This is a genomic window from Providencia sp. PROV182 (assembly GCF_028480325.1).
Lineage (GTDB): Bacteria > Pseudomonadota > Gammaproteobacteria > Enterobacterales > Enterobacteriaceae > Providencia > Providencia hangzhouensis.
The window spans coordinates 197,428-217,840 of record NZ_JAMPOL010000004.1; the positions used below are offsets into that span (position 1 = coordinate 197,428).

Annotated in this window: 10 protein-coding genes, 1 tRNA gene and 1 pseudogene; 3 read left to right on the plus strand and 9 right to left on the minus strand. The window is 45.0% G+C overall.

The genetic code is table 11. The features are described from left to right. Positions 1–21: 21 nt before the first annotated feature. The 5 genes from fruA to folD form a co-directional block, all read right to left on the minus strand. Positions 22–1,716 (minus strand): PTS fructose transporter subunit IIBC, encoded by a 1,695-nt coding sequence (fruA, locus tag PR834_RS03685; protein ID WP_272536443.1) that lies wholly within the window; start codon positions 1,714–1,716, stop codon positions 22–24. 11 nt (positions 1,717–1,727) lie between these two features. Then, complete coding sequence (gene fruK, locus PR834_RS03690; protein WP_004260245.1) at positions 1,728–2,672, minus strand: 1-phosphofructokinase; 945 nt, start codon at positions 2,670–2,672, stop codon at positions 1,728–1,730. Continuing rightward, positions 2,669–3,829, minus strand: a complete 1,161-nt coding sequence (fruB, locus tag PR834_RS03695; RefSeq protein WP_272536444.1) for a fused PTS fructose transporter subunit IIA/HPr protein — start codon at positions 3,827–3,829, stop codon at positions 2,669–2,671. The genes fruK and fruB overlap by 4 nt, the downstream gene beginning before the upstream one ends. 446 nt (positions 3,830–4,275) lie before the next feature. After that, entirely contained in the window at positions 4,276–4,488 is a 213-nt protein-coding gene (gene ybcJ / locus PR834_RS03700) for a ribosome-associated protein YbcJ (protein WP_004260239.1), read from the minus strand. An 18-nt stretch (positions 4,489–4,506) separates the two neighbouring features. Beyond that, the gene (gene folD / locus PR834_RS03705; protein WP_102139361.1) at positions 4,507–5,364 is read right to left on the minus strand and encodes a bifunctional methylenetetrahydrofolate dehydrogenase/methenyltetrahydrofolate cyclohydrolase FolD; all 858 of its coding nucleotides are present in this window, start codon (positions 5,362–5,364) and stop codon (positions 4,507–4,509) included. Positions 5,365–5,551: 187 nt separating this feature from the next. On the opposite strand from folD, the gene PR834_RS03710 reads away from it, so the two are divergent. From PR834_RS03710 to PR834_RS03720, 3 genes are all read left to right on the plus strand, one after another. Beyond that, positions 5,552–5,628: transfer RNA gene (locus PR834_RS03710), tRNA-Arg, on the plus strand. A 195-nt stretch (positions 5,629–5,823) separates the two neighbouring features. Next, entirely contained in the window at positions 5,824–7,032 is a 1,209-nt protein-coding gene (locus tag PR834_RS03715; RefSeq protein ID WP_262960521.1) for a tyrosine-type recombinase/integrase, read from the plus strand. A 251-nt stretch (positions 7,033–7,283) separates the two neighbouring features. Next, the gene (locus PR834_RS03720) at positions 7,284–8,339 is read left to right on the plus strand and encodes an AAA family ATPase (protein WP_272536445.1); all 1,056 of its coding nucleotides are present in this window, start codon (positions 7,284–7,286) and stop codon (positions 8,337–8,339) included. Here PR834_RS03720 and PR834_RS03725 read toward each other — a convergent pair. The 4 genes and pseudogenes from PR834_RS03725 to PR834_RS03740 form a co-directional block, all read right to left on the minus strand. Then, positions 8,243–8,577 (minus strand): annotated as a pseudogene (locus PR834_RS03725) (IS3 family transposase); the annotation flags it as partial. The gene PR834_RS03720 and the pseudogene PR834_RS03725 overlap by 97 nt on opposite strands. Positions 8,578–8,745: 168 nt before the next feature. Next, on the minus strand, positions 8,746–9,123 hold the full coding sequence (locus PR834_RS03730; protein ID WP_262960523.1) for a hypothetical protein: 378 nt from the start codon (positions 9,121–9,123) through the stop codon (positions 8,746–8,748). Positions 9,124–9,423: 300 nt separating this feature from the next. Beyond that, entirely contained in the window at positions 9,424–9,789 is a 366-nt protein-coding gene (locus tag PR834_RS03735) for a hypothetical protein (RefSeq protein WP_262960524.1), read from the minus strand. 4 nt (positions 9,790–9,793) lie between these two features. After that, positions 9,794–20,401 carry a hemagglutinin repeat-containing protein gene (locus PR834_RS03740; protein WP_272536446.1) on the minus strand — a complete coding sequence of 3,536 codons (10,608 nt, stop codon included), beginning with the start codon at positions 20,399–20,401 and terminating at the stop codon, positions 9,794–9,796. Positions 20,402–20,413 lie beyond the last annotated feature (12 nt).

Sequence of the window (20,413 nt, forward strand, 5' to 3'; positions counted from 1 at the left end):
ATGGAACTTAAAGTTGTGTGATTAAGCTATACTCGCCATTTCTTGTTGGGCTTCTTTAGGTGTTGCTTTTTTGACAATGGCATAAAGCACACCTGAAACCACCGTACCAGCCACTATCGCGAATAAATACATCAATACATGATTAATAGCTCCGGGTATTAACAGCACAAATAAACCACCGTGAGGTGCCATTAGCTGAATACCAAAGTACATGGATAGCGCCCCTGTTATTGCGCCACCAATAATGCAAGTAGGAAGAACACGAATCGGGTCTTTGGCGGCAAATGGGATTGCACCTTCTGAAATAAAACATAAACCGAGAACAAAAGAGGCTTTACCCGCTTCGCGTTCAGCAGGTACAAACTTATGTCGTGCTAATAGTGTTGCGATTCCCATTGCTAGTGGTGGCACCATCCCCGCCGCCATAATGGCCGCCATTGGTGCATAGGTTTGTGAACTTAATAGACCGACACCAAAGGCATATGCCGCTTTATTGACTGGGCCTCCCATATCCGTACACATCATCGCCCCTAAAATTGCGCCTAAGATCACCGCATTAGTCGTCCCCATGGTATTTAGCCAGTTAGTTAGCCAATCCATTAACCACGCTACAGGGTGACCAATAACATAGATCATGGCTAAACCCGTAAATAAAGTGGAAATGAGTGGCACGATTAAAATTGGTTTTAACGCTTCCATGGTTTGTGGCAATTTTAATCGGGTGCTAATAAAGTGAGCGCTATAACCTGCAAGGAAACCGGAAATGATCCCGCCTAAGAAACCGGCGCCTAAAGTGGTTGCAAGTACCCCACCGACTAAACCTGGGGTTAAACCCGTTCTGTCGGCAATGGAATAGGCGATATAACCGGATAACACGGGGACCATTAAGGCAAGGGCAGTTTGCCCGCCAATGAGGCTAAGCGCCCAAGCCAGTGATCCTTCTACATTGGATGCATCTAAGCCAAATGCAAATGAAAGCGCAGTACATAATCCCCCAGCGACAACCATGGGGAGCATATATGATACCCCGGTAAGTAAGTGTTTATATACTCCGCGTTTTTCGTTGGATTGGCTTGATTGTGATGAATTTTTTCCATTTTGTGGTGTGAATATATTCGCTTCTTTTACTGCTCTATCCATTTCTTGTGCTGTTTTCTTCAATGCGGCACTGGTGGAGGTGCGGTACATGGGTTTCCCCGTAAACTTATCCACATTGACTTCGATATCAGCTGCGACAATGACTAAGTCAGCTTGTGCAATTTCTTCTGGCGTAATTTCATTCCCAACCCCGACAGAACCACGGGTTTCAACTTTGATATTCCAGCCGCGTTTTTTTGCTTCAGCTTCAAGTGCTTCTGCAGACATATAGGTGTGCGCAACCCCTGTAGGGCACGCTGTAACGGCTAATACAGAGTACGATTTCGTGTGCTGTGGCTCACTGATGTGTTGCTCACAAAGTGTGGCTTCGTTAATTGCTGATGTTAGGAATTCAGCAGGTTGCCTAACAGCGATATCGGGGTGACCGAAATAGATTTTTTTATCTGCACAATTAAAATTTTCAGGTAACTCGGTATCAAAACAAATCACAATATCTGCATCAGTAAGTTGTTCAGTGAAAGTGATATTTTGTAAGGCAGATACATTCTTTAAAGCATCGATGGCTAGCCAGCAAATAGCAGGGCCTTGCTGGTGGCTTGGAGCGATTAATATTTTCATGTTTTTCATCCTCATTCAGCCGTAAACGGTTGTAAGTCAACCTTTGTCATCATATGTGCAAGTTGCGCTCGGTCAGTGATACCGACATTGGGTTGAGAGACTGCAAGCGCGGAGATAGCGGTAGCTAAGCGTAGTGTGTGCTCACTTGTTTGCCTCATCATTAACCCATAAATTAATCCACCAACCATTGAATCCCCTGCGCCAACAGTACTAATAACGTCACACTCAGGTGGTTTAGCAAACCAAGCGCCTGATGAATTGACCCACATCGCGCCTTTTTCGCCTAAAGAAACTACTACATGCGCAATACCTTGTTGGCGAAGTTGATTCGCGGCATCAACGATATCTTGATGAGTTGGGAGCGGTTTGCCTGCCCAAATTTCAAGTTCACGATGATTAGGTTTTACTAACCAAGGAGAAGCTTTGAGCCCAGCGACAAAGGCTTCGCGGCTACTATCAAAAATGACACACATGCACTGTTCTCTAAGGCGTAACATCCATTGAGTAAAGTCTTTTAAATCAACTCCTTGAGGCAAGCTCCCACTGACGCAAATCATATCAAACTGACCTGCCCAGCTAAGTGAGTCGGTGACGAAACGTTGCCAGTCCGCTTTAGTGACACTGAAGCCTGAGAAGTTAAAATCGGTAACTTCGCCTGTGTGCTCTGTCAGTTTCACATTGATACGGGTGCGGCCTTCAACAACTTGAAAGCGGTTAGCAATTCCTGTTTCGCTGAAAGCTTTTTGGAAACCATCTTGGTTTTCTTTGCCCAAAAAACCACCAACAGTGACATCAATCCCTAAATTTTTAAGTACTTTGGCCACATTTATGCCTTTTCCAGCGGCATGAAGCCCAGCCGTTTTGACTAAATTCACATCACCTCGATGAATATCAGGTAATAGCCCAACCAAATCATAGGCGGGGTTCAAAGTGATAGTGGCGACTCTTCTGCTCATGCGATTTCTTCTCCAAGACCTGAATTAATTGCCTCACCGATGGTAACGATGGCTTTTTGTGCATCTGTGCCTTCTGCGTGAATTCGTAAACGGTGCCCACATTTAGCGCCCAAACTAACAACTTTCATTAAGCTACGGCCATTTACGGGAGTTGCAGTACCATCAAGATTACTGACGGTAATTGTGCTTTCGAATTGCTTAATGGTGGTAACTAACTGGGTGCTAGGGCGCGTATGTAACCCATGTGGATTAAGAATGGTGAAGTCCTGAGTGATTCCAGATGTACTCGTATCCGATGATTCGTTTTCTGCGTGTGAGTTTTCACTGCGCAATAAACCAATTAGGCTGTTAACGTTACCATCATCGGAAATTAGATTTACTTCTTTATTTTTCAATAAGTCATTAATTTTTAGTAAAAAAGACTCTATTTGATAGTTGGCATAAGAAAGGGTGATCAGGGCATTGACTGGGTTATCTTGAAAGTTAAATGGTTTTTTTACGGTCGCTATTGCAATTGCATTCTGAATATTTCCAATAGGGCTATCACTTAACCAAATACCTTGACCTAAATACGAAGGTGTTTGAGTTAGAACTTGGGTAATGAAGTCGGTGCTAATAGCTTGGGCGTTTTGTAGGTTAATAATATTCTGTATTTTTAATGTGTTTATATTATCAACACTGGCATTAACCGTCACCATAGAGTCATCAAGTTTCACCGGTTGAGTTTGGCGTTCACCCATTAGAAGTTGTTTTAAGGCTTCGGGGGTGTTTGCTTTGGCCATTGCATCCGCTGTGTGTTCATCACTGATTATATGGGTTAATTGACGAAGTAATTCGAGATGTTCGTTTGATTGAGCGGCAATGCCAATAACAATATAAGCAGTTTGGTTATCACCCCAATCAATACCATCAGGGAATTGGAAAACAGCAAAACCTGTTTTCAACACTTGGTCTCGTGTCTCTGTTGTCCCGTGTGGGATAGCGATGCCATTTCCTAAAAAGGTAGGAGCTTGGGTTTCTCGGTTAAGCATCCCTTGCGCATAACCGCTTTTTGCATAGCCAGCATTTTCTAATGCTTTAGCGACTTGTTCTATTGCATTTTTTTTATCAGATGCAGCAGCTGCAAGGTGGATATCACTTATTGGTAAGTTAAACATAATTTCTCCTGATTATTATTCATAGACGGATCAGCCAGAAGACTTGCAAGCGGACCTGATTATTTGTTAATCATGTTATCGTTAACAAGATTAGCTGAATCGTTTAGTCTTGTCTATGCAGTTAAGGTGTGAAATACAAAAAATGAGATCTAAGTTAAATTTTTTTAAGGGGTGATTTTCGCATTTTTTATCTGTTTTAAGTTAAAGCTGAAGTGGTTGCTGAAGATTTTTATTTATATAAAACAATAAATTAGATTTTCAATATATTTGATTGCTTAAATGCTTAATACAGTAAAAATGATTTAAAGAAAAAATTCTTCTAGAACTTCAAAATGGCTTTGTCAGTCTTGTAATAAATCAGAATATTTTGAATAAAAGGGAGGGGGAGTGCATTGTTGATTCTAGAAAGGAGGTAAGCTGAAGCTTTTCAGCTTACCTAATTGCATCTATTCTACAACTTTGATTTTTTCGCTGCCCATTGAAACGATTTTACCCGCTACAATTTTACAGCGCTTGCGTGTTTCGACCACGCCATCAACTTCAACTAAGCCATCTGCAATCATGGCTTTTGCCATTGCTCCGCTTTCAGCCCAGCCTTCAATTTTTAGCAAATCACACAGTTCGACGTGTGGATGGCCATTTAAATTGAATATATCCATGATAACTCCAAAATTACATTAAATATCGTGGTACTCTTCACATGCCTGAAGGGTGTTTTGAATTAAAGTTGCAACAGTCATTGGGCCAACACCACCAGGAACAGGGGTTATCCAAGCGGCGTTTTTCGCGGCTTCGTCAAAATCGACATCCCCCGTGACTTTGCCGCTCTCTAAACGATTAATACCGACATCGACCACAATCGCTCCAGGTTTAATCCATTCACCAGGAATAAAATTGGGTTTCCCCACAGCGACGACAACTAAATCAGCATGGCGAACATGGTGTTCTAAATCTTTGGTAAAGCGGTGCGTTACTGTTGTGGTGCAACCTGCTAGCAGAAGCTCTAGGCTCATTGGACGACCAACAATGTTGGATGCGCCAATAATGACGGCGTTTAAACCATAAGTGTTGATACCGCAACGCTCAAGTAGAGTAACAATCCCTTTCGGAGTGCATGGACGAAGGCGTGGTGCACGTTGGCACAAGCGACCAACATTATAGGGATGAAAACCATCGACGTCTTTGTCTGGATGAATGCGCTCAATGACTTTGACGTTATCAATACCGGCAGGTAATGGTAATTGAACTAAAATTCCATCAATTTCAGGATCTTGGTTTAAATCATCAATTAGCTTGAGTAATTCAGCTTCTGTCGTTGTATCTGGTAAATCATAAGAACGTGAAATAAAACCGACTTCTTCACAAGCACGGCGTTTGCTGCCGACATAGATTTGTGAAGCTGGGTTAGCGCCGACTAAAATAACGGCAAGACCGGGAGCACGTTTTCCCTGTTCTAAACGTAATTGTACTTTTTGGGCAACTTCCTGCCTAATTGTCTGCGCAATCGTTTTCCCATCAATAATTTTTGCTAACATCTGTAACTTAATCCATATATGAGACACGGTAATGGCTCTATTTTGTCAGAAGTTAGCGCCCTTGTCAGTTCAAACTATTACATAAAATGAGCATATAGTTATTTTAGTAGCGAAAAGCCATTGACTCAGCGCTCAGCAACCGTATAATTCAACGCCATCAGCCAGATAGGCTGCCTGCATTATCAATGCGCCCTTAGCTCAGTTGGATAGAGCAACGGCCTTCTAAGCCGTAGGTCACAGGTTCGAATCCTGTAGGGCGTACCATTTCGAAGTCAATGGACATCAACCGATGTCTTTTTTTATGCCTAAAATTCAGTTAATTAGCTGATTTTAACCTTTCTTCGTTCAACTGACGTCTACCTATATCAACCTACATCAAGTAATATTTGTTGGTATATGCGTTGGTACATACAGGTTCAATGAATTCTTATACCAACACAAACTCATGGGAGTTCCTATATGGCACTAACAGATGTGAAGGTAAGAACGGCAAAGCCTGCCGATAAAGGATACAAACTCACTGACGGTGAAGGGATGCACCTTTACGTGCATGCTAATGGTTCTAAATACTGGCGGTTACAATATCGATTCGACGGAAAACAAAAAACATTAGCTCTTGGCGTTTACCCTGAAATTTCCTTAGCTGATGCAAGACAGCGTCGAGATGAAGCAAAACGTCAAATAGCTAACAACATTGATCCTTCAGAACAGAAAAAGCTTGAAAAGATAGAACGCAAATCGGCGGTTAATAATACATTTCAAGCCGTAACCCTCGAATGGCACGAATATAAAAAGCCAAACTGGTCGAAAGGTTATGCTGAAGATTTAATGGAGTCATTTGAAAATGACATCTTTCCTGATCTAGGTAAAAGGTCAATAGCTGAAATAAAGCCACTAGAGGTACTCAGTACGCTGCGTAAACTAGAAAAAAGGGGAGTGCTAGACAAGTTACGTAAGATCCGTCAAGCATGTAACCAAGTCTTCAGATACGCTATTGTAACGGGTAAAGCTGAATATAACCCTGCTTCTGAACTTGCTAGCGCATTAACACCACCCAAAGCACAACACTATCCACATTTGCTTGCTAACGAATTACCTGAATTTCTTAATGCATTAAATCATTATTCAGGTAGCCCAATCACTCGGCTAGCAACTAAAATTCTGATGTTAACAGGCGTGAGAACTATTGAGCTACGTTTAGCAGAATGGGGTGAGTTTGATTTCGAACGCTGTATTTGGGAGATCCCCAAAGAAAGAATGAAAATGCGCCGTCCACATCTAGTTCCATTATCGACTCAAGTCATCACGGCATTACGTGAAGTTCAAGCTATTACCGGACGTTATAAACTGGTATTCCCCGGTAGAAATGACATTACCAAGCCAATGAGCGAAGCAAGTGTTAATCAGGTCCTTAAACGTATTGGTTATCATGGAAAAGCAACTGGACATGGTTTTAGGCACACAATGAGCACTATCTTGCATGAGAAGGGATTCAATACGGCATGGATTGAGCTTCAACTTGCTCACGTTGATAAGAATACCATCCGTGGTACGTATAACCATGCTCAGTACCTTGAAAACAGAAGAGAAATGATCCAGTGGTATGCGGACTATATTGATGAGTTGGAGTGTGGGGTAGGGAATGTGGTGAGTGTGAATTTTAAGTGATAAATAGCCATCTTTATGGTTAGGTGTAAAGATGGCTATTTTAATGGGGTAATTATTGTTTTATATCTATTGCTTGGAATTCTGGGGTTGTATGAGAGCTAAGTCAGAAAAATATCATTAGTAATAAGTTATCATCAAAATTAATTGCTATTGTTTTAGAATTATAAATTAACTTATTAATATTGTTTAATTTATTACAATTATTAGGGTGTAAATTTTAATATCTAGGTAACCTGCTTTGAGGAGATAGAATGAAGCTTAAAATAATTAGGCTATCAGGATTTCAATCTTTTGGTCAGGAGCCAACAGAATTGAATTTGGAAGACATTACTTATTTGATTGGTCCAAATGGATCAGGAAAAACTGTGGTGCTTCAGGCATTATGCCGTCTTTTTGCGTTTGACCCTGGATTACGTAGAGTTCAACGTTCAGACTTCTATATTCCATTTGATGAGGAAGAAACCCCTCGTGAACGCCAGTTATGGATAGAAGCTGACTTTATATTTCCCGAACTTGCAAGAGATGAGGATAATAGTACTGTAGCGCCTCATTTTGGTCATATGCGATTAGATGAGCTAGACGGTGTACCACGTATACGTTTTCGTCTCTCGGCAACAATGGGATTGGATGGAGATATCGATGAAAGCTTAGTTTATGTTCTGGATATAAATGAAGATGGCTCTCCTGATAATACATCTAAGGTTCCACGGTCAGAACGTAATAACATCCAAGTTCACTATTTACCCGCTCGACGAGATCCAGCTGATCATATTACTTATGGTACAAACGCTTTACTAGGGCGTTTACTTCGTTCCGTACGCTGGGATGCTGAACGTAATACAATTAAGCAATTAACTGATCAAATCAGCGGTAGCCTTGCAGCAAACCCTTCCGTAAATGCATTTAGTGAAACTTTAAAAACGACTTGGGCTTCGTTACATAAAGGAACATTTTTCGCTGATCCAAAAGTAACATTTGTTGCATCGGAAATTGAGGCTTTATTACGGCATTTATCGATTTCTTTCACTCCTAGTCACGATGGTTCACTTGTTGACTTCTCACGGTTGAGCGATGGACAAAAATCAATGCTTTATCTTTCTCTTGTATTATCGTCTCAAGCAATCGGCAGAGCTGTACTTGCTGAAGATGATATATCCTTTGATCCTGATAAATTACGTCCTTCTTTCGTCATTCTACTTTTCATTGATCAACCGATTACACGTCGAGAAAACAGGTCAACGATAACGGCTAGATATAGCCATCCTTCATGTGTTTTTATATACGTAATATCTGTCGCCCAAGATTGATTTGGGGCTGTGGGATTAAATTCCCGTGCTAACTTATTTGCTACAATAACATTTCAGTACCTGCCTTAGATCTGGGTTTTCTATAACCTCTTTGCGACTGTATTCCTTCCTGTTTCATCAGTCGATACACTTGATTGATACCAAAAGCCTTTCCTTCTTCTCGTAGATCACTGTATATCTTTCGATAACCATAAACACCGCCTGATTCTAACCAAAATTGTTTAATGAACCCGAGAAGATAATGACGGTGCTTACGCCCCCAACCGAGGTAAACCCAACTCCAGCTCACCTTAAGTGGTAAGTGGCTGAAAGAGATGGGGTTGAGGTGGGCAGCCAGTTTACCCTCACTCGCCAAGCCGGGCAGTTGATCATCCGGCTGGCGGAGGGGGATAAGACTATTTCGATATTATGTATAGCGTTCTTTAAGTCTCATCATAGAGCGCTCTATCACTTCTTCTTTTTCTGGGTGCTCAGTTATATAACTATCTGTAATAATCTGCATTAGTTCAGCAAATTTTTGAGGTGAAAGCGTCGAACTTTCATAATCACCAAGTATAAAACAAGCACCATCAAACTCGCTTGGATCATCTAAATCTTGATCTAATACATACTCTAATCCTTCAGAGACAACACAGCCGATTCCTCTTGATGCATCATAAATAAATTGTTGAAAGTTCATTTTTTGTTCTTTATACATCACTTCTAACAAGCAATATAAATCGCCAGCTCCATTATTTATGAGGTGTTGTTCTACTTTTTTTAACCAAGCTAAATTATCTATCATTTACTATTCCTTGGGGGCATTGTAATGAAAGCATTACTGACTTGCCCTGTTTTAGTATCTTTAGTCACTCTAAACCAATAGCCATCAACTTTAACGTCATGATGATGGGTTCGCTTTACGCCCCTAACCGCGGTAAAACCAACCCCAGCCCACAACTCACGTTAAGAGGTAAGTGGCTGAGGGTTTGAGGTGGACAGTCACTTTACCCTCACTCGCCAAGCCGGGCAGTTGATCATCCGGCTGGCTGGAGGGAAATGAAGCAGGAAGGAGATCCCAGTCTTACACTGGGATCTTTAATTTTCACATAGTTTGAATTGATGGTTCTGCTGATGTAATTACCTCTATAACATCATCTATAGTAACGATTAAATAATGTTCAATGACATCATCGTGAATATTTTCACTCTGTTCGTGGAACCATTTTAAATAAGATGAGTTTTCTACTTTATATAGACCGGTAGTCATTTGCCCATCAAAGTGTTCTTGCATTTTTAAGAGATCTCCTTCTCCTGTAACTCTAAATGAATATACCCATTCAAATGACAAAGTGAATGATTCATCTGGTTTGCTTAGGGTTAGAGAAAGAGACTCTAAATCATATTTAAAATCATCTAACTGGATATCAGTTAATAAATTATTACCTAAACTAATTAACAACTCTTGCATTACTTTATTCTCCATATCTAAATTTAGTTTGCTTATTTTTTACATGCTGAATTTCAAGAGTTGGCCTTCCATCAGAACTTTTAGTTCTTACTATTACAGTACTACCATCTGGTAATTTTCCGACTCTGCCTGATGGTATCTCACGAACGTTTGTAGGTGAAAGAGCGTCAAAATCTCTATTTGCTGATTCCATTCCTCCAGACCGTTCATATTGCTTAGCCCTACCTGTAGTTTTCCTTCCTTCTTGCGAAGTTTCAATTAAGTCATCGACCGTAGTTTCTTTATTTTTAGATTCATTCTTCTTTTTGTCATCATTTGGTGGTTCTACCCCATTCGGAGAACCAGTACTAACACCAACTGTACTATTCTGTTCAGATGTGGGTTTATTGTCTGAATCAGTACCCTCATTTTTAGATGAATTAGCCAAAGAACCATATTGTTCGTAAGTAGCCAATACTACTTTCGTGAACTCTTCATTTCCTGCTGGGTCAGCAAGAGCTAGCCTAATTGCATTTCCTTCACCAAATGGCGATAAGCCCGATAAAAAGTCTTCGGCCTGAGCTTGAGTTAACCCTAATTGACTCATTAATACTTCAGGTGCTGTAGTCGTAACTGGAGCCCCAATAGTGCTTGGGCGGACTAACCACCAAGCCACTTTCCCTGCTTGAGACAATGAGTTATTCTCAACCGCATTCTTCGCTGCTTGCGAGCCAGTAATCGCCCCAGCCACATCACCGGTAGTCAGTCCGCCAGCTAATCCTGAAGCCAGCTGGCTCAGTGCACTGACTTGCTGTTTCTCACTTTCGGTTAAGTCTGAAACCTTCTTGCCCGGGAAGAGGGTATCCATAACCACTTTAGCGGACAACTCACCGCCACCAGCACCTAATCCACCCGCAGCGGCGGATTGGTTATTTAGCTCAGCGACGACGGCACCCAATACGGCGTGTGCCATTGCATTCGCGGCTTTATTATCTTCACCCACTTGCTGTTTTATCAATGTTGCTAAGTAAGGGGAAGAGGCATTTGCCAATGCACCCGCTAAATTATCACCTGCCAGCCCTTGTAGCAAACCGGTGACGGCTTGAGCCGCTTTTTGGAAGTCGCTGCCCGTGCCATATTGTGCCATGGCGTTGTTGTAGGCTTGTTGCTTAATGGCGTCATCGGTGAGTGTTTTCCCCTCAGATTCCAGCTGTTTTTTGGCAATAGCAAGGGCATCAGGGTCTTTTTGCGCTTTCAGGCCAGCAATATCCCCTTCGGTGCGGATGATATCCATGGTCTGATTACCGATTTCGCCAATCAACTGGGATTGTTTTAAGCGGTTTTGTTCTTTCTCTTTATCGAATATCGGGTTGATGCTGCCGTCATTGGCGTGCTCGGTATCGCGGTTGAGCTCATTAACATCCTGTTTTTGCTTGTCTTCATTGCGAACAATCACGGAGCCTTCACTGATGGCAGATTTTGTGGTGCCTTCAGCATGGCCGCTGTTATTGGCGTTAGAGAGTAACCCGCCCGCGGCATTGGTCACCAGCTGACTGCCAATCGGGCCACCAGTGCCAATCGAACCGCCTGTGTGTTCGGCGGTAAAGTCGGCTTTGTTGTCGATATCTTTCCAGCCTAATGTACCCGTATCGAGACTGTTTTTGTCTTTGTCTGCCGTTGATGCAATCACCGCGCCGTCAAGCTGAGTGTGTTCTTTGACGTTGACATCAAAACCGCCTTTGCCTGCAAAGATACCGGCTTGTTCTTTCACACTGTCGTAGTTGCTCTTGATTTTATCTTTGCTGGCACTGATATTGATGTTTGGCGTGCCTCCTATCGTGTAGCCGCCACCGACACTGACCTCTTGCTGTTTCGCATCATAGCGGTCGCTGTCTTGCTCACTTTGTAAGGTGAGGTCACGACCGACATTGACAGTGACTTGTTCACCACTGACTTGCGCCCCTTTGAGGGTAGTATCTTGCCCGCTGTTTAAGGTGAGCTTATTGCCCGCATCCAATGTGGTTTCGGTGTGGGTGAGGCCATTGCCTTTTTCATGGCCTTTACCTTGGTTGACGGAGGCTGAGACATTGACTCCGTAGCCACCTGTACCCACGCCCACACCAACCCCGACACTGCTGCCTTTACTGCTATTTTTGCTGTTTGTCTGCTCGGTGTTTTGGGCTGAGACAAGGTTGATATCTTGCGTGGCAGACAGTGACAAGTCTTTGCCGGCTTTGAGTTCACTGCCGACGACCGTGATATTACCGCTGTCTGGATTGCTGTCTTTATTTTTACCGGTTGCGGTAATCGACAGGTTGTGCCCTGCATTTAAGGTGCTGCCTTGGGATTGGCGGCTGTCGGTGTGGGTTTCGCTTTTCGACGATTGACTGCCGTAAGACACACTGACGCCAACTGTATTGGTCGCGCCTTTTTGATAGCCTTCATCGCCTGGTTTGAGGTTGTTGGCAAGGTTGTGTGCATTTGCCGCATCGGTTTTCAGTCCGTCTAGTTCATAAGCTTGCTGCGCTTGAACGCCCGATAATACCGCTTTGGTATTTTGCAGGGCACTTAAACGACCGTCACTTTCTTTACGAGCTTGTTGTGCGGTGCTGACGGCGGTATTGAGGGCGCTGCCTGCACTGCCAGAGAGCGAGATACCAAACCCACTTTGCTTGGTTTCAAACGTTTCAGTGCGGGTACGCTCATCATAGCCCGGGTCGATTTGGACGCTATCGCCTGTGAGGTTTAAGTCTTTTTGAGCAATCAGGTCAGCGCCGCCTACATGCAGTTTGTTGCCTGCGGTGATGTTGACATTGCCTTGTGTGCTGCCAATGGTGCTGACACTTTGGCTTTGGGTGGTGCCTTTTTCATCCACTTCATGGCGGGAGGATTGTTTACCCACACTAAAGCCAATGCCACCGCTGCTCATTAGGCCACTTTTTTTCTTCTCTTCGAGGAGATAATGCGAGTCGGTTTCCGTGGCGGCGGTGATATCGACATTGTTGCCAGCGGTTAAGCTGACATCGTTTTCTGCGACCACCGAGGAGCCTTTGACAGTCAGGTTATTACCTGCGGTAATGGTGACTTTTTCGCCACTGAGCAAGCTGCCTTTTTCACGAGTGGTCTCATCGTGTTGGATAGTGTGCTCACTGCTGGCGCTTAAGAAGCCTTTACTGCTACGCTGCTCTTCAACATATTTTTTATTTTCTTCCGTGGCGGTATTGAGTGTCACATTTTGTTTTGCATCAAGGGTGATTTCGCCTTTTTCACTGTGGATGGTGCTACCCGTGACGGTGATGTCTTTATCACGCGCCGTAATATCGACGCCGTTTTGTCCGCTGAATGTGCTGCCGACCACCTCATGGGATGAGGTCTCATCGACTCGGAAGCCTTTGCTGCTGCCATTGCGCGTTTGTTCTTGGTCTAGCGCGTGGGTGTCTTGGGTTGCCGCCGTAATGGTCACATCTTGCGCTGAGACACTGATTTTACCTGCTTGGCTATCGACTTGGGCGCCTTCTGCCACCAAGTTATTGCCTGCATTCAGTGAAACGCCTTTGTCACCACTGAGGGTACTGAGCACTAAGCTGTCTTCTTCACGGGTATTGCTGACGGAAGAACCGTTGCCTTGTGCATCAAGTTGGCTTTTATTGGTGGTTTTATCCGATAGGATATTGATATCGCCACCCGCATTGACATTCAGCGTGCCGCCCGCTTGGGCTTGGCTGCCTTTGACGGTGATGTCCTTTCCAGCATTGAGGCTGAGATTTCCACCCGCGTTGAGTTCGCTACTTTGCGCGAGCTGCCATTCGCCGCTGATATGCGCAAGGCTACCCGTTGCATCCATGCCTTCATTACCGCGTTCCCCCATCGCCCCCGCAATCACATCAATACTGCCGGTATGGGTACTTTTCACTGCGGTTATCGATAAGTTGTCACGTGCATTGAGCTTGATATCGCCTGTTGCATCCAGTTTAGCGCCTTGCAATTGAACGTCATGGCCACTTAAGGTGATATCGGTGGCACTCATCGTTGCTTGGCGTAGTGCATCTTGTAAGTTGGTGCTTAACGTGAGGCTATCAGCTTGGATATTGATGGTATCCGCTTTGATATCCCCATCACGGTGCATAAATTGTTTCGCATCGATCTCAAGGCCTTTTTCAGCCAACAGGTTTCCGGCATTATCGATGCTGTCAGCGGATAAGTTCAGCGTCTTACCGCTGATCATCGCCCCTTGCTGTGTCAGGCTAAGGGTATTGTTAGATAAATAGACTTTCGGAACCCACACCGTTTGTGGGCCTTGTGGGGTATCGATGCTCTCGCTGACTAGCCACACGATGTCCTGTTGCAGGGCAGCGATTTGTGCCGGGGTCAAAGCAACACCGGGACGCAAGTTGAACTCTTCCGCGACTTTAATACCATTATTCATCAGGTATTGATACTGTGCCATGGCATCTTCTTCACGCAGAGAAGGGCGACCAGTGAGTTTTAATACTTGTTCGCGGACCAGACGTTGTTCATAGAAGCCATCCCCTAAACGCTTATGCACATCGGCAGGGGAGTAGCCAACCCGCTCAAGCAGGTAGTCGCTACTGATAAATTTATTTCTGTCAGTAAAGCGCGGGTCAGTGACCACCAAGAATGGGCTGTCCGGGGTTAAGTTTGGACGGAATAAGCCATTATCTGGGATTGAGGTTGCTACATCACCAATGTGCTGTTTTTCAGTTAATGCGAGTTCAGCAGGGAGCAGAGGGCGGTCGATTGGCGAAGTACCCTCTGTTTGATTGAGTTCAGATTTTCCCTGTTCAGTGACAGTGGTATTGAGGTCTTGTTTATTCACGCCATCAATATCAAACGCCAGTGAATTACGTTCCCATTCGGCACGTTCCGCTTTAGCCGCATTCATCGCGGCTTCTAACGCCGTGATTTGCGCGGCATTGACGGTGGTATTGGTGATATTGGCACTGGTGATCGAGACATTGCCATTACCGGAAATAATGCCATCGATGGTGGTGAGTGCCGTGGTTTTGTCACTACTGGATTGTGGATACCAGTGGCTTTTACTGACATCATAATGGTCGGAATAAAATTCTTTACGGCGTTCATTCACGGAATAGCCAGTATTCTCAATGTGCCCTTTACCTTTGATATCCAAATCACCGGTTGAGGTAATGGTGCTGGCATCATTTTTGAGTAAATCCGTGATGTTGAGCGTCATATTGCCGCCCGACAAAATGCGCGCGCCAATTCCTTCGGAGATCAATTTGTCACGGGTGACAGAGCCTGTGACCGAACGTTCGCGTATCCAACTAAAATCATCAATGCCGGTTGCAGTTGCCATATCAATGTGTTGATTTGGATCCCACACTTCATAGCGATATTGGTTATGCTTACGCCATACCGCACCATGGTACGGCGTTGGCGGGTTTTGAATACGCCCCGGTACGCCACGTGACTCATAGAAAGTCATGGCATAACTGCCATCGCTATTGGGGGTGAGCGCCAAATAATTGACCCACAAGGTGGTGACTTGACCATCCTGCTGTTTCACCTTCATTTGTGCGCGTTTATTTTTGGCATCAATGTCTAAGATGGTGCCATACTTGTTATCCAACGCGGCCTGATCGTTTTGAAAGGTCAACTGCTGCGTGGTTGGTGCCATCGCAGTTGGGTTTTTATGGGCCTGAGTTTCAAATGAACGCCAGTAAAAGTTATACAGTTGCTTTTTATAATTTTCGACCTCAGCCTCGCGCTGAATATCTAACCCTTCACGTAAGTTATTCAGTTGACGCGCGGTAATGGAAACGTCACCTTCCGCTTCAATAAAACTGGCGTTATTTTCAATTAAGTCAGCACTGGTGAGTATGAGGGTATCGCCACTGTAAATCAGCGCTTGGTCGCGGTTGGTGAGTGTTTTTTCTGTTTGTAGGTCAATGTGTTTTGCGGCGGCAATGACGGCCTTTTTCCCATGATTATCAATGGCTTTAGCTTTTACGCGGATCTCATCGCCCATCAATGTCGCACTGTTGTTTAACACATCGACGTTGAGCGTCATTTTATCGGCTTCTAACCGATTCAGGTTATCCAGTTTACCGGTGGAGATGGCGAGGTTTTTACTGACCAATGAGCCTTGGTTAGTGAAGTTCAGGCTTGAAAGAGTGAAATCACCCGGTAATAACCAGTCAGTGAGGTTGGTCAAAGCGCCTGCAATATTTAGGGTGACCGATTGGTTACTGGTCAGCGTATCGCCTGCGCGGTGCGTATAGTTCTGCGCCGCAGTCAGCGAAAGCGCTTTTTGGCTTTTAATTGTCCCACCCTGATTGTTAATGGACTGGGTATTGATGGCAAGTGACGAACCACTTTGCAGGGTACCTTGTTGGTTTGAGAGGGCAAGCTTAGCGGAAGTGGAAGCTGCATCGATATTCAGTGCAATATCCCCATTGGCTAACACCTGACCTGATTGGTTATTGAGGGTATTCACCCCTGAAAACGTCAAGTTTTCATTGCTTTGCAGTCGGCCTTTCGTGTTTTCGATGTTTTTGACTGTTAGGGTGGTTTCTTTACTGCCGTGAACCAGCCCATTTTCGCGGTTATCTAAGGCATTGAGTAACAGACTGAGGCGACCTTGACTGCTTAAAATACCGTTGTGTCGATTATCCAACGTGAGTGCAATCAGTTTCAGTGCGTTGGTAGAAACCAGTTGCCCTTGTTGGTTTTGGATATCGGTAGCCGTTAACGTCAAGGTATCACCGCTGTGAATTTTCCCTTGTGTGTTATTGAGCTGCGCGATGTTGTAGGTGCCCGCGCGTTGGCTAATGAGGGTGCCTTGGGTGTTATCAAGCTCTGTTGCCTTCAGCGCAAGCTCGCCGAGGCTACTCACTGTCCCTTGCTGGTTTTTAAAGGTTTTAGTTTCTAGCAACTGGTTTTGATTACTGAGGATTGACCCTGCCGTATTATCAATTCGCTCTGTGCTGGTGATATTCAGGGCTTGCTGGCTTTCTATTTTGCCAGACGTATTGTCTAACGTTTTACTGGTTAATGTGAGGTTTTCACCACTTTGCAATTTACCGTGGGCGTTATTCAGCGTATTTTCAATGGATAATAGCAGCTGTTTTTGGCTATACAGTAAGCCGCCTTGCGAGTTGTCGACATCCGACGCGCTAAGCTGCAATGTGCCGCCAGAGAGTAATTGTCCCTGCAGATTTCTGACGGATTGCCCCGTGGTAGTGAGGTTTTGACTCGCACTGATTTTGCCTTGGGTGTTATTAATTTCGTTGGCAACCAACAGTGAGGCAGAGCCACCCGCTTGCAATGTGCCTTGCTGGTTTTCCAGTGCGTTTGTCGTGAGTTCGACATTTTTCTGGCTTTGGATTTCACCGCGTTGGTTAATCAATGACTGAGTTTTGGCCTGCCATGAATCTAAGCTGCCCATCCAACCCTGTTGGTTGAGAATATTGTGTGCGTTGAGTGTTTGCACTTGCTGGCTGAAAATGCGCCCATCGCGGTTATCAATCAGCTGTGCCACTTGAATATCTAAGCGCCCAAGGGCATTGATTGCGCCTTGAGCATTGTTGACAAGGTTAGCGCTAATCGCGGTATCACCTTGGCTGGTTAAAATACCCGCTTGGTTATTAAAATCGCCACTGAGGGTGAAGGACAGTGCATCTTGGCTGAGGATTTGGCCTTTTTGCTGATTACTCAGTTGATTACCGGTTAACGTTAATGTGCCACCACTTTGTAGCAAGCCCGCGGTATTATTGAAGTGATTACCTTGCCACTGCAATGTTTTGCCCGCGCTGACTTTGCCTTGATTATTATTGAGGTCATTTTGGGTGTTTACAATGAGCTGGCTGCCCGATAACAACTGGCCTTGGGCATTATCGATGCTTTGTGCACTGAGGTTCGCCTGTTGTCCTGCTTGAATCGTACCTTGCAGGTTAGCGATATCCCTTTGGGTATCGAGGGTTAATTGATTGCCCGCTTCTAATAAGCCAGACTGATTATTTACACCGCCTTGGCTGGTAAGGTCGAGATTTTGGGTCGCAATCACTTTCCCCGTTTGGTTATCCAGTTGGGCGGTATTGATGTTGACGTTTTGGCTGCTGATTTCGCCTTTGGCATTATCAATTTGCGCGATGGTTGTGATATCAAGGGCTTTACCTGATAGCACTTGCCCGTCACGGTTATCCAGTGCTTTGGCAGTGATGCTTGCGTTATTGCCACTTTGCAGTAAACCTGCTTGGTTGGTGAGTTGCTGACCGATAGACGCGGTTAACGACTCATTGGCAATCACTTTACCTTTGGTGTTGTCGAACGCATTTTTTGCAGTAATATCAACGCTATTTTCACCAACGACTTGCCCTTTCTGGTTGTTAATCTTGTTTGCATTCAGCATAATATCTTTGCTGTAAAGCGTTCCGCTTTGGTTATCAAGGTCAGTCGTTGCATTAAGAGCAAGTTGCTCACCGGACAGTATTTTCCCTGTTTGGTTATCAATGTGCTGTGCATCAATGGTCAGTTGAGTATCGCTTTGCACCGTACCTTGTTGGTTGTTAACCAAGCTTTGAGTGGCGAGAGTGAGTTTGTCACCTGAGCCAATAAATCCGTTGGCGTTATTCATCTGTTGGCGAGCGACAATATCGAGGGTCGTCTGGCTAATCAGTTTACCCAACGCATTATTGAGATTGTCCGTGGTGACAGTGACTTGCTGGCTGTTAATCGTCCCCGATTGGTTGTTCAGCGATTTGCCTGCTTGCAGGTTAACGGCATTCCCTGCGACAAGGTTACCCGCGCGATTATCAATCTGTTCTTTGGCATTCAAGGCCAGTGTGGTTTGGCTTTTAATCGTGCCCGATTGGTTATCAATCGTATTCGCTGTTAGGCTTAAATCGCCATTCGCCCCGATTTCACCTTGCTGATTATTAACGCTATTTTTGACCTGCCAATCTTGTTGGCTCTTGCCTAACGCAACCAATCGAGCGTTTTGGTTATTCAGTGAGTTGGCATTGAGCTTGAGGCGGTTGGCTTCAATCGCACCGCCTTGGTTATTCAGTTGTCCTGTGAGGGCGAATTGGCTCTCATTTTGCCCCGTTTGTACCCACGTGCCTTTTTGGTTAAACACGTTGTTAGCGCTGACATTCCATTGTGCTGCTTTGACTTGCACTTGCTGCGCATGAATATCGCGCGCACTGTGGAGTTTGACGTTGTTGGCGTCAATCTTGCCTTGGGCGAGGGCGATATCCCCTTGTTTGGCGGTGAGTGCCAAGGTAGAGGCTGCGACTTGTGTTTGGCTTAAATCCAGAGATTGACCTGTCGCAGTAACGTTTTGTTTACTTAATAGGGTGCCTCGGGTATTAATTTTACCGTCGCTGTTTAAGGTGATATTGGCATCTTTAATAATATTGCTTTTGTTGTCACTGCCCGCGAGTACGTTGCCTTGGCTGTGAATATCGCCTTTCGCATTGATATTGACATCTTTCAGCGCAGCCAGTGTGCCTGTATTGCTCACTGAAGCTGTTTGGCTTTCAATGTTTAGGTTGCCGCCGCTGTGCAACTTGCCTTGGTGGTCGATGGTGTCTTTGGCGGTTAGGGTGATATCGCTGCCTGCTTGGGTGGTCGCTTGTTGTGATGCGCTGCCCCAACTGAGTTTACCGTTGCTGCTAACGGTTAACGCTTTATTCGCTTGGATGTGCCCGCCTTGGTTACGTACGCCCACGCCTTTTTCGGTACCCACCATGTGGATATAACCGCTGTACATGCCGCCCATTTGGCCCATGTCGATGGCAAATTCAGGTTGTGCAGTTTGGCTCTCTATCGGAGTGGCTTTATTGTTAGTATCGACCTTATTTTTACCCGCAACGACGGCAATTTTTTCTTTCGCCCACACGCCGGAGTTGATTTCAACGGCACGGGCGAGCAAATCCACATATTGGGTATCGTGGCGGCTATCGGCATTCAAGCCACCGCCTTCAACACGGATAACACCGCGCTCCACTTGATACCCCGCGAGGCTACCGTCTTGATTAAATTGCGGTTTACCTGTGGTGAGGGTCATGCGGCCAGCGTTAATGGTACCGCAGCCATTACAGATGATCCCCGATGGGTTAGCGACAATCACTTGTGCCTTGCCACCCGCCACTTCGAGGAAGCCTTTAATTTGGCTCGGGTTATTGCTGTTGACTTCATTTAGGATAACGCGCGCAGGGGCTTTGTTTGGATCAAGATTCGGGTTGCCTTGGATCATCCCTGCGGTTTGTGTTGAAGTCATCACCGCCGAGTTATTAAGAATAGCGCCGCGGTTATCGACATCGAATTGTTTATATTGGTTATGGGAAATACCCGAACCATTCGGTGCCGCAATGTTGACTTGTGGAATGCCATTTTGTGTATTGATCACATCGGGGCGCTGGTTTTTAGGGGCACTGTTATCGGCAATAATGCTGCTCGCCATGGCTGAGCCACCCCACAAGGCTAACCACAGCAGCAGCGAGGTGCGACGCAGAGTGACCCACAGGCGGCCGCCATTTGAGCCACGCGTTTGGCCTGACTCCGTACTACAGCTTTTCGCCAGTTCGGATACAACACGTAATTCCCCGTGAGTGCGGCTGAAAATTAAACGATAACAATGCTTGTTCATGATGGTATTCCT

Bases quoted from the DNA above. Each gene is read 5' to 3' on its own strand.
- fruA (WP_272536443.1), bottom strand. From the start codon at position 1,716: ATGAAAATATTAATCGCTCCAAGCCACCAGCAAGGCCCTGCTATTTGC.
- fruK (WP_004260245.1), bottom strand. From the start codon at position 2,672: ATGAGCAGAAGAGTCGCCACTATCACTTTGAACCCCGCCTATGATTTG.
- fruB (WP_272536444.1), bottom strand. From the start codon at position 3,829: ATGTTTAACTTACCAATAAGTGATATCCACCTTGCAGCTGCTGCATCT.
- ybcJ (WP_004260239.1), bottom strand. From the start codon at position 4,488: ATGGATATATTCAATTTAAATGGCCATCCACACGTCGAACTGTGTGAT.
- folD (WP_102139361.1), bottom strand. From the start codon at position 5,364: ATGTTAGCAAAAATTATTGATGGGAAAACGATTGCGCAGACAATTAGG.
- PR834_RS03715 (WP_262960521.1), top strand. From the start codon at position 5,824: ATGGCACTAACAGATGTGAAGGTAAGAACGGCAAAGCCTGCCGATAAA.
- PR834_RS03720 (WP_272536445.1), top strand. From the start codon at position 7,284: ATGAAGCTTAAAATAATTAGGCTATCAGGATTTCAATCTTTTGGTCAG.
- PR834_RS03730 (WP_262960523.1), bottom strand. From the start codon at position 9,123: ATGATAGATAATTTAGCTTGGTTAAAAAAAGTAGAACAACACCTCATA.
- PR834_RS03735 (WP_262960524.1), bottom strand. From the start codon at position 9,789: ATGCAAGAGTTGTTAATTAGTTTAGGTAATAATTTATTAACTGATATC.
- PR834_RS03740 (WP_272536446.1), bottom strand. From the start codon at position 20,401: ATGAACAAGCATTGTTATCGTTTAATTTTCAGCCGCACTCACGGGGAA.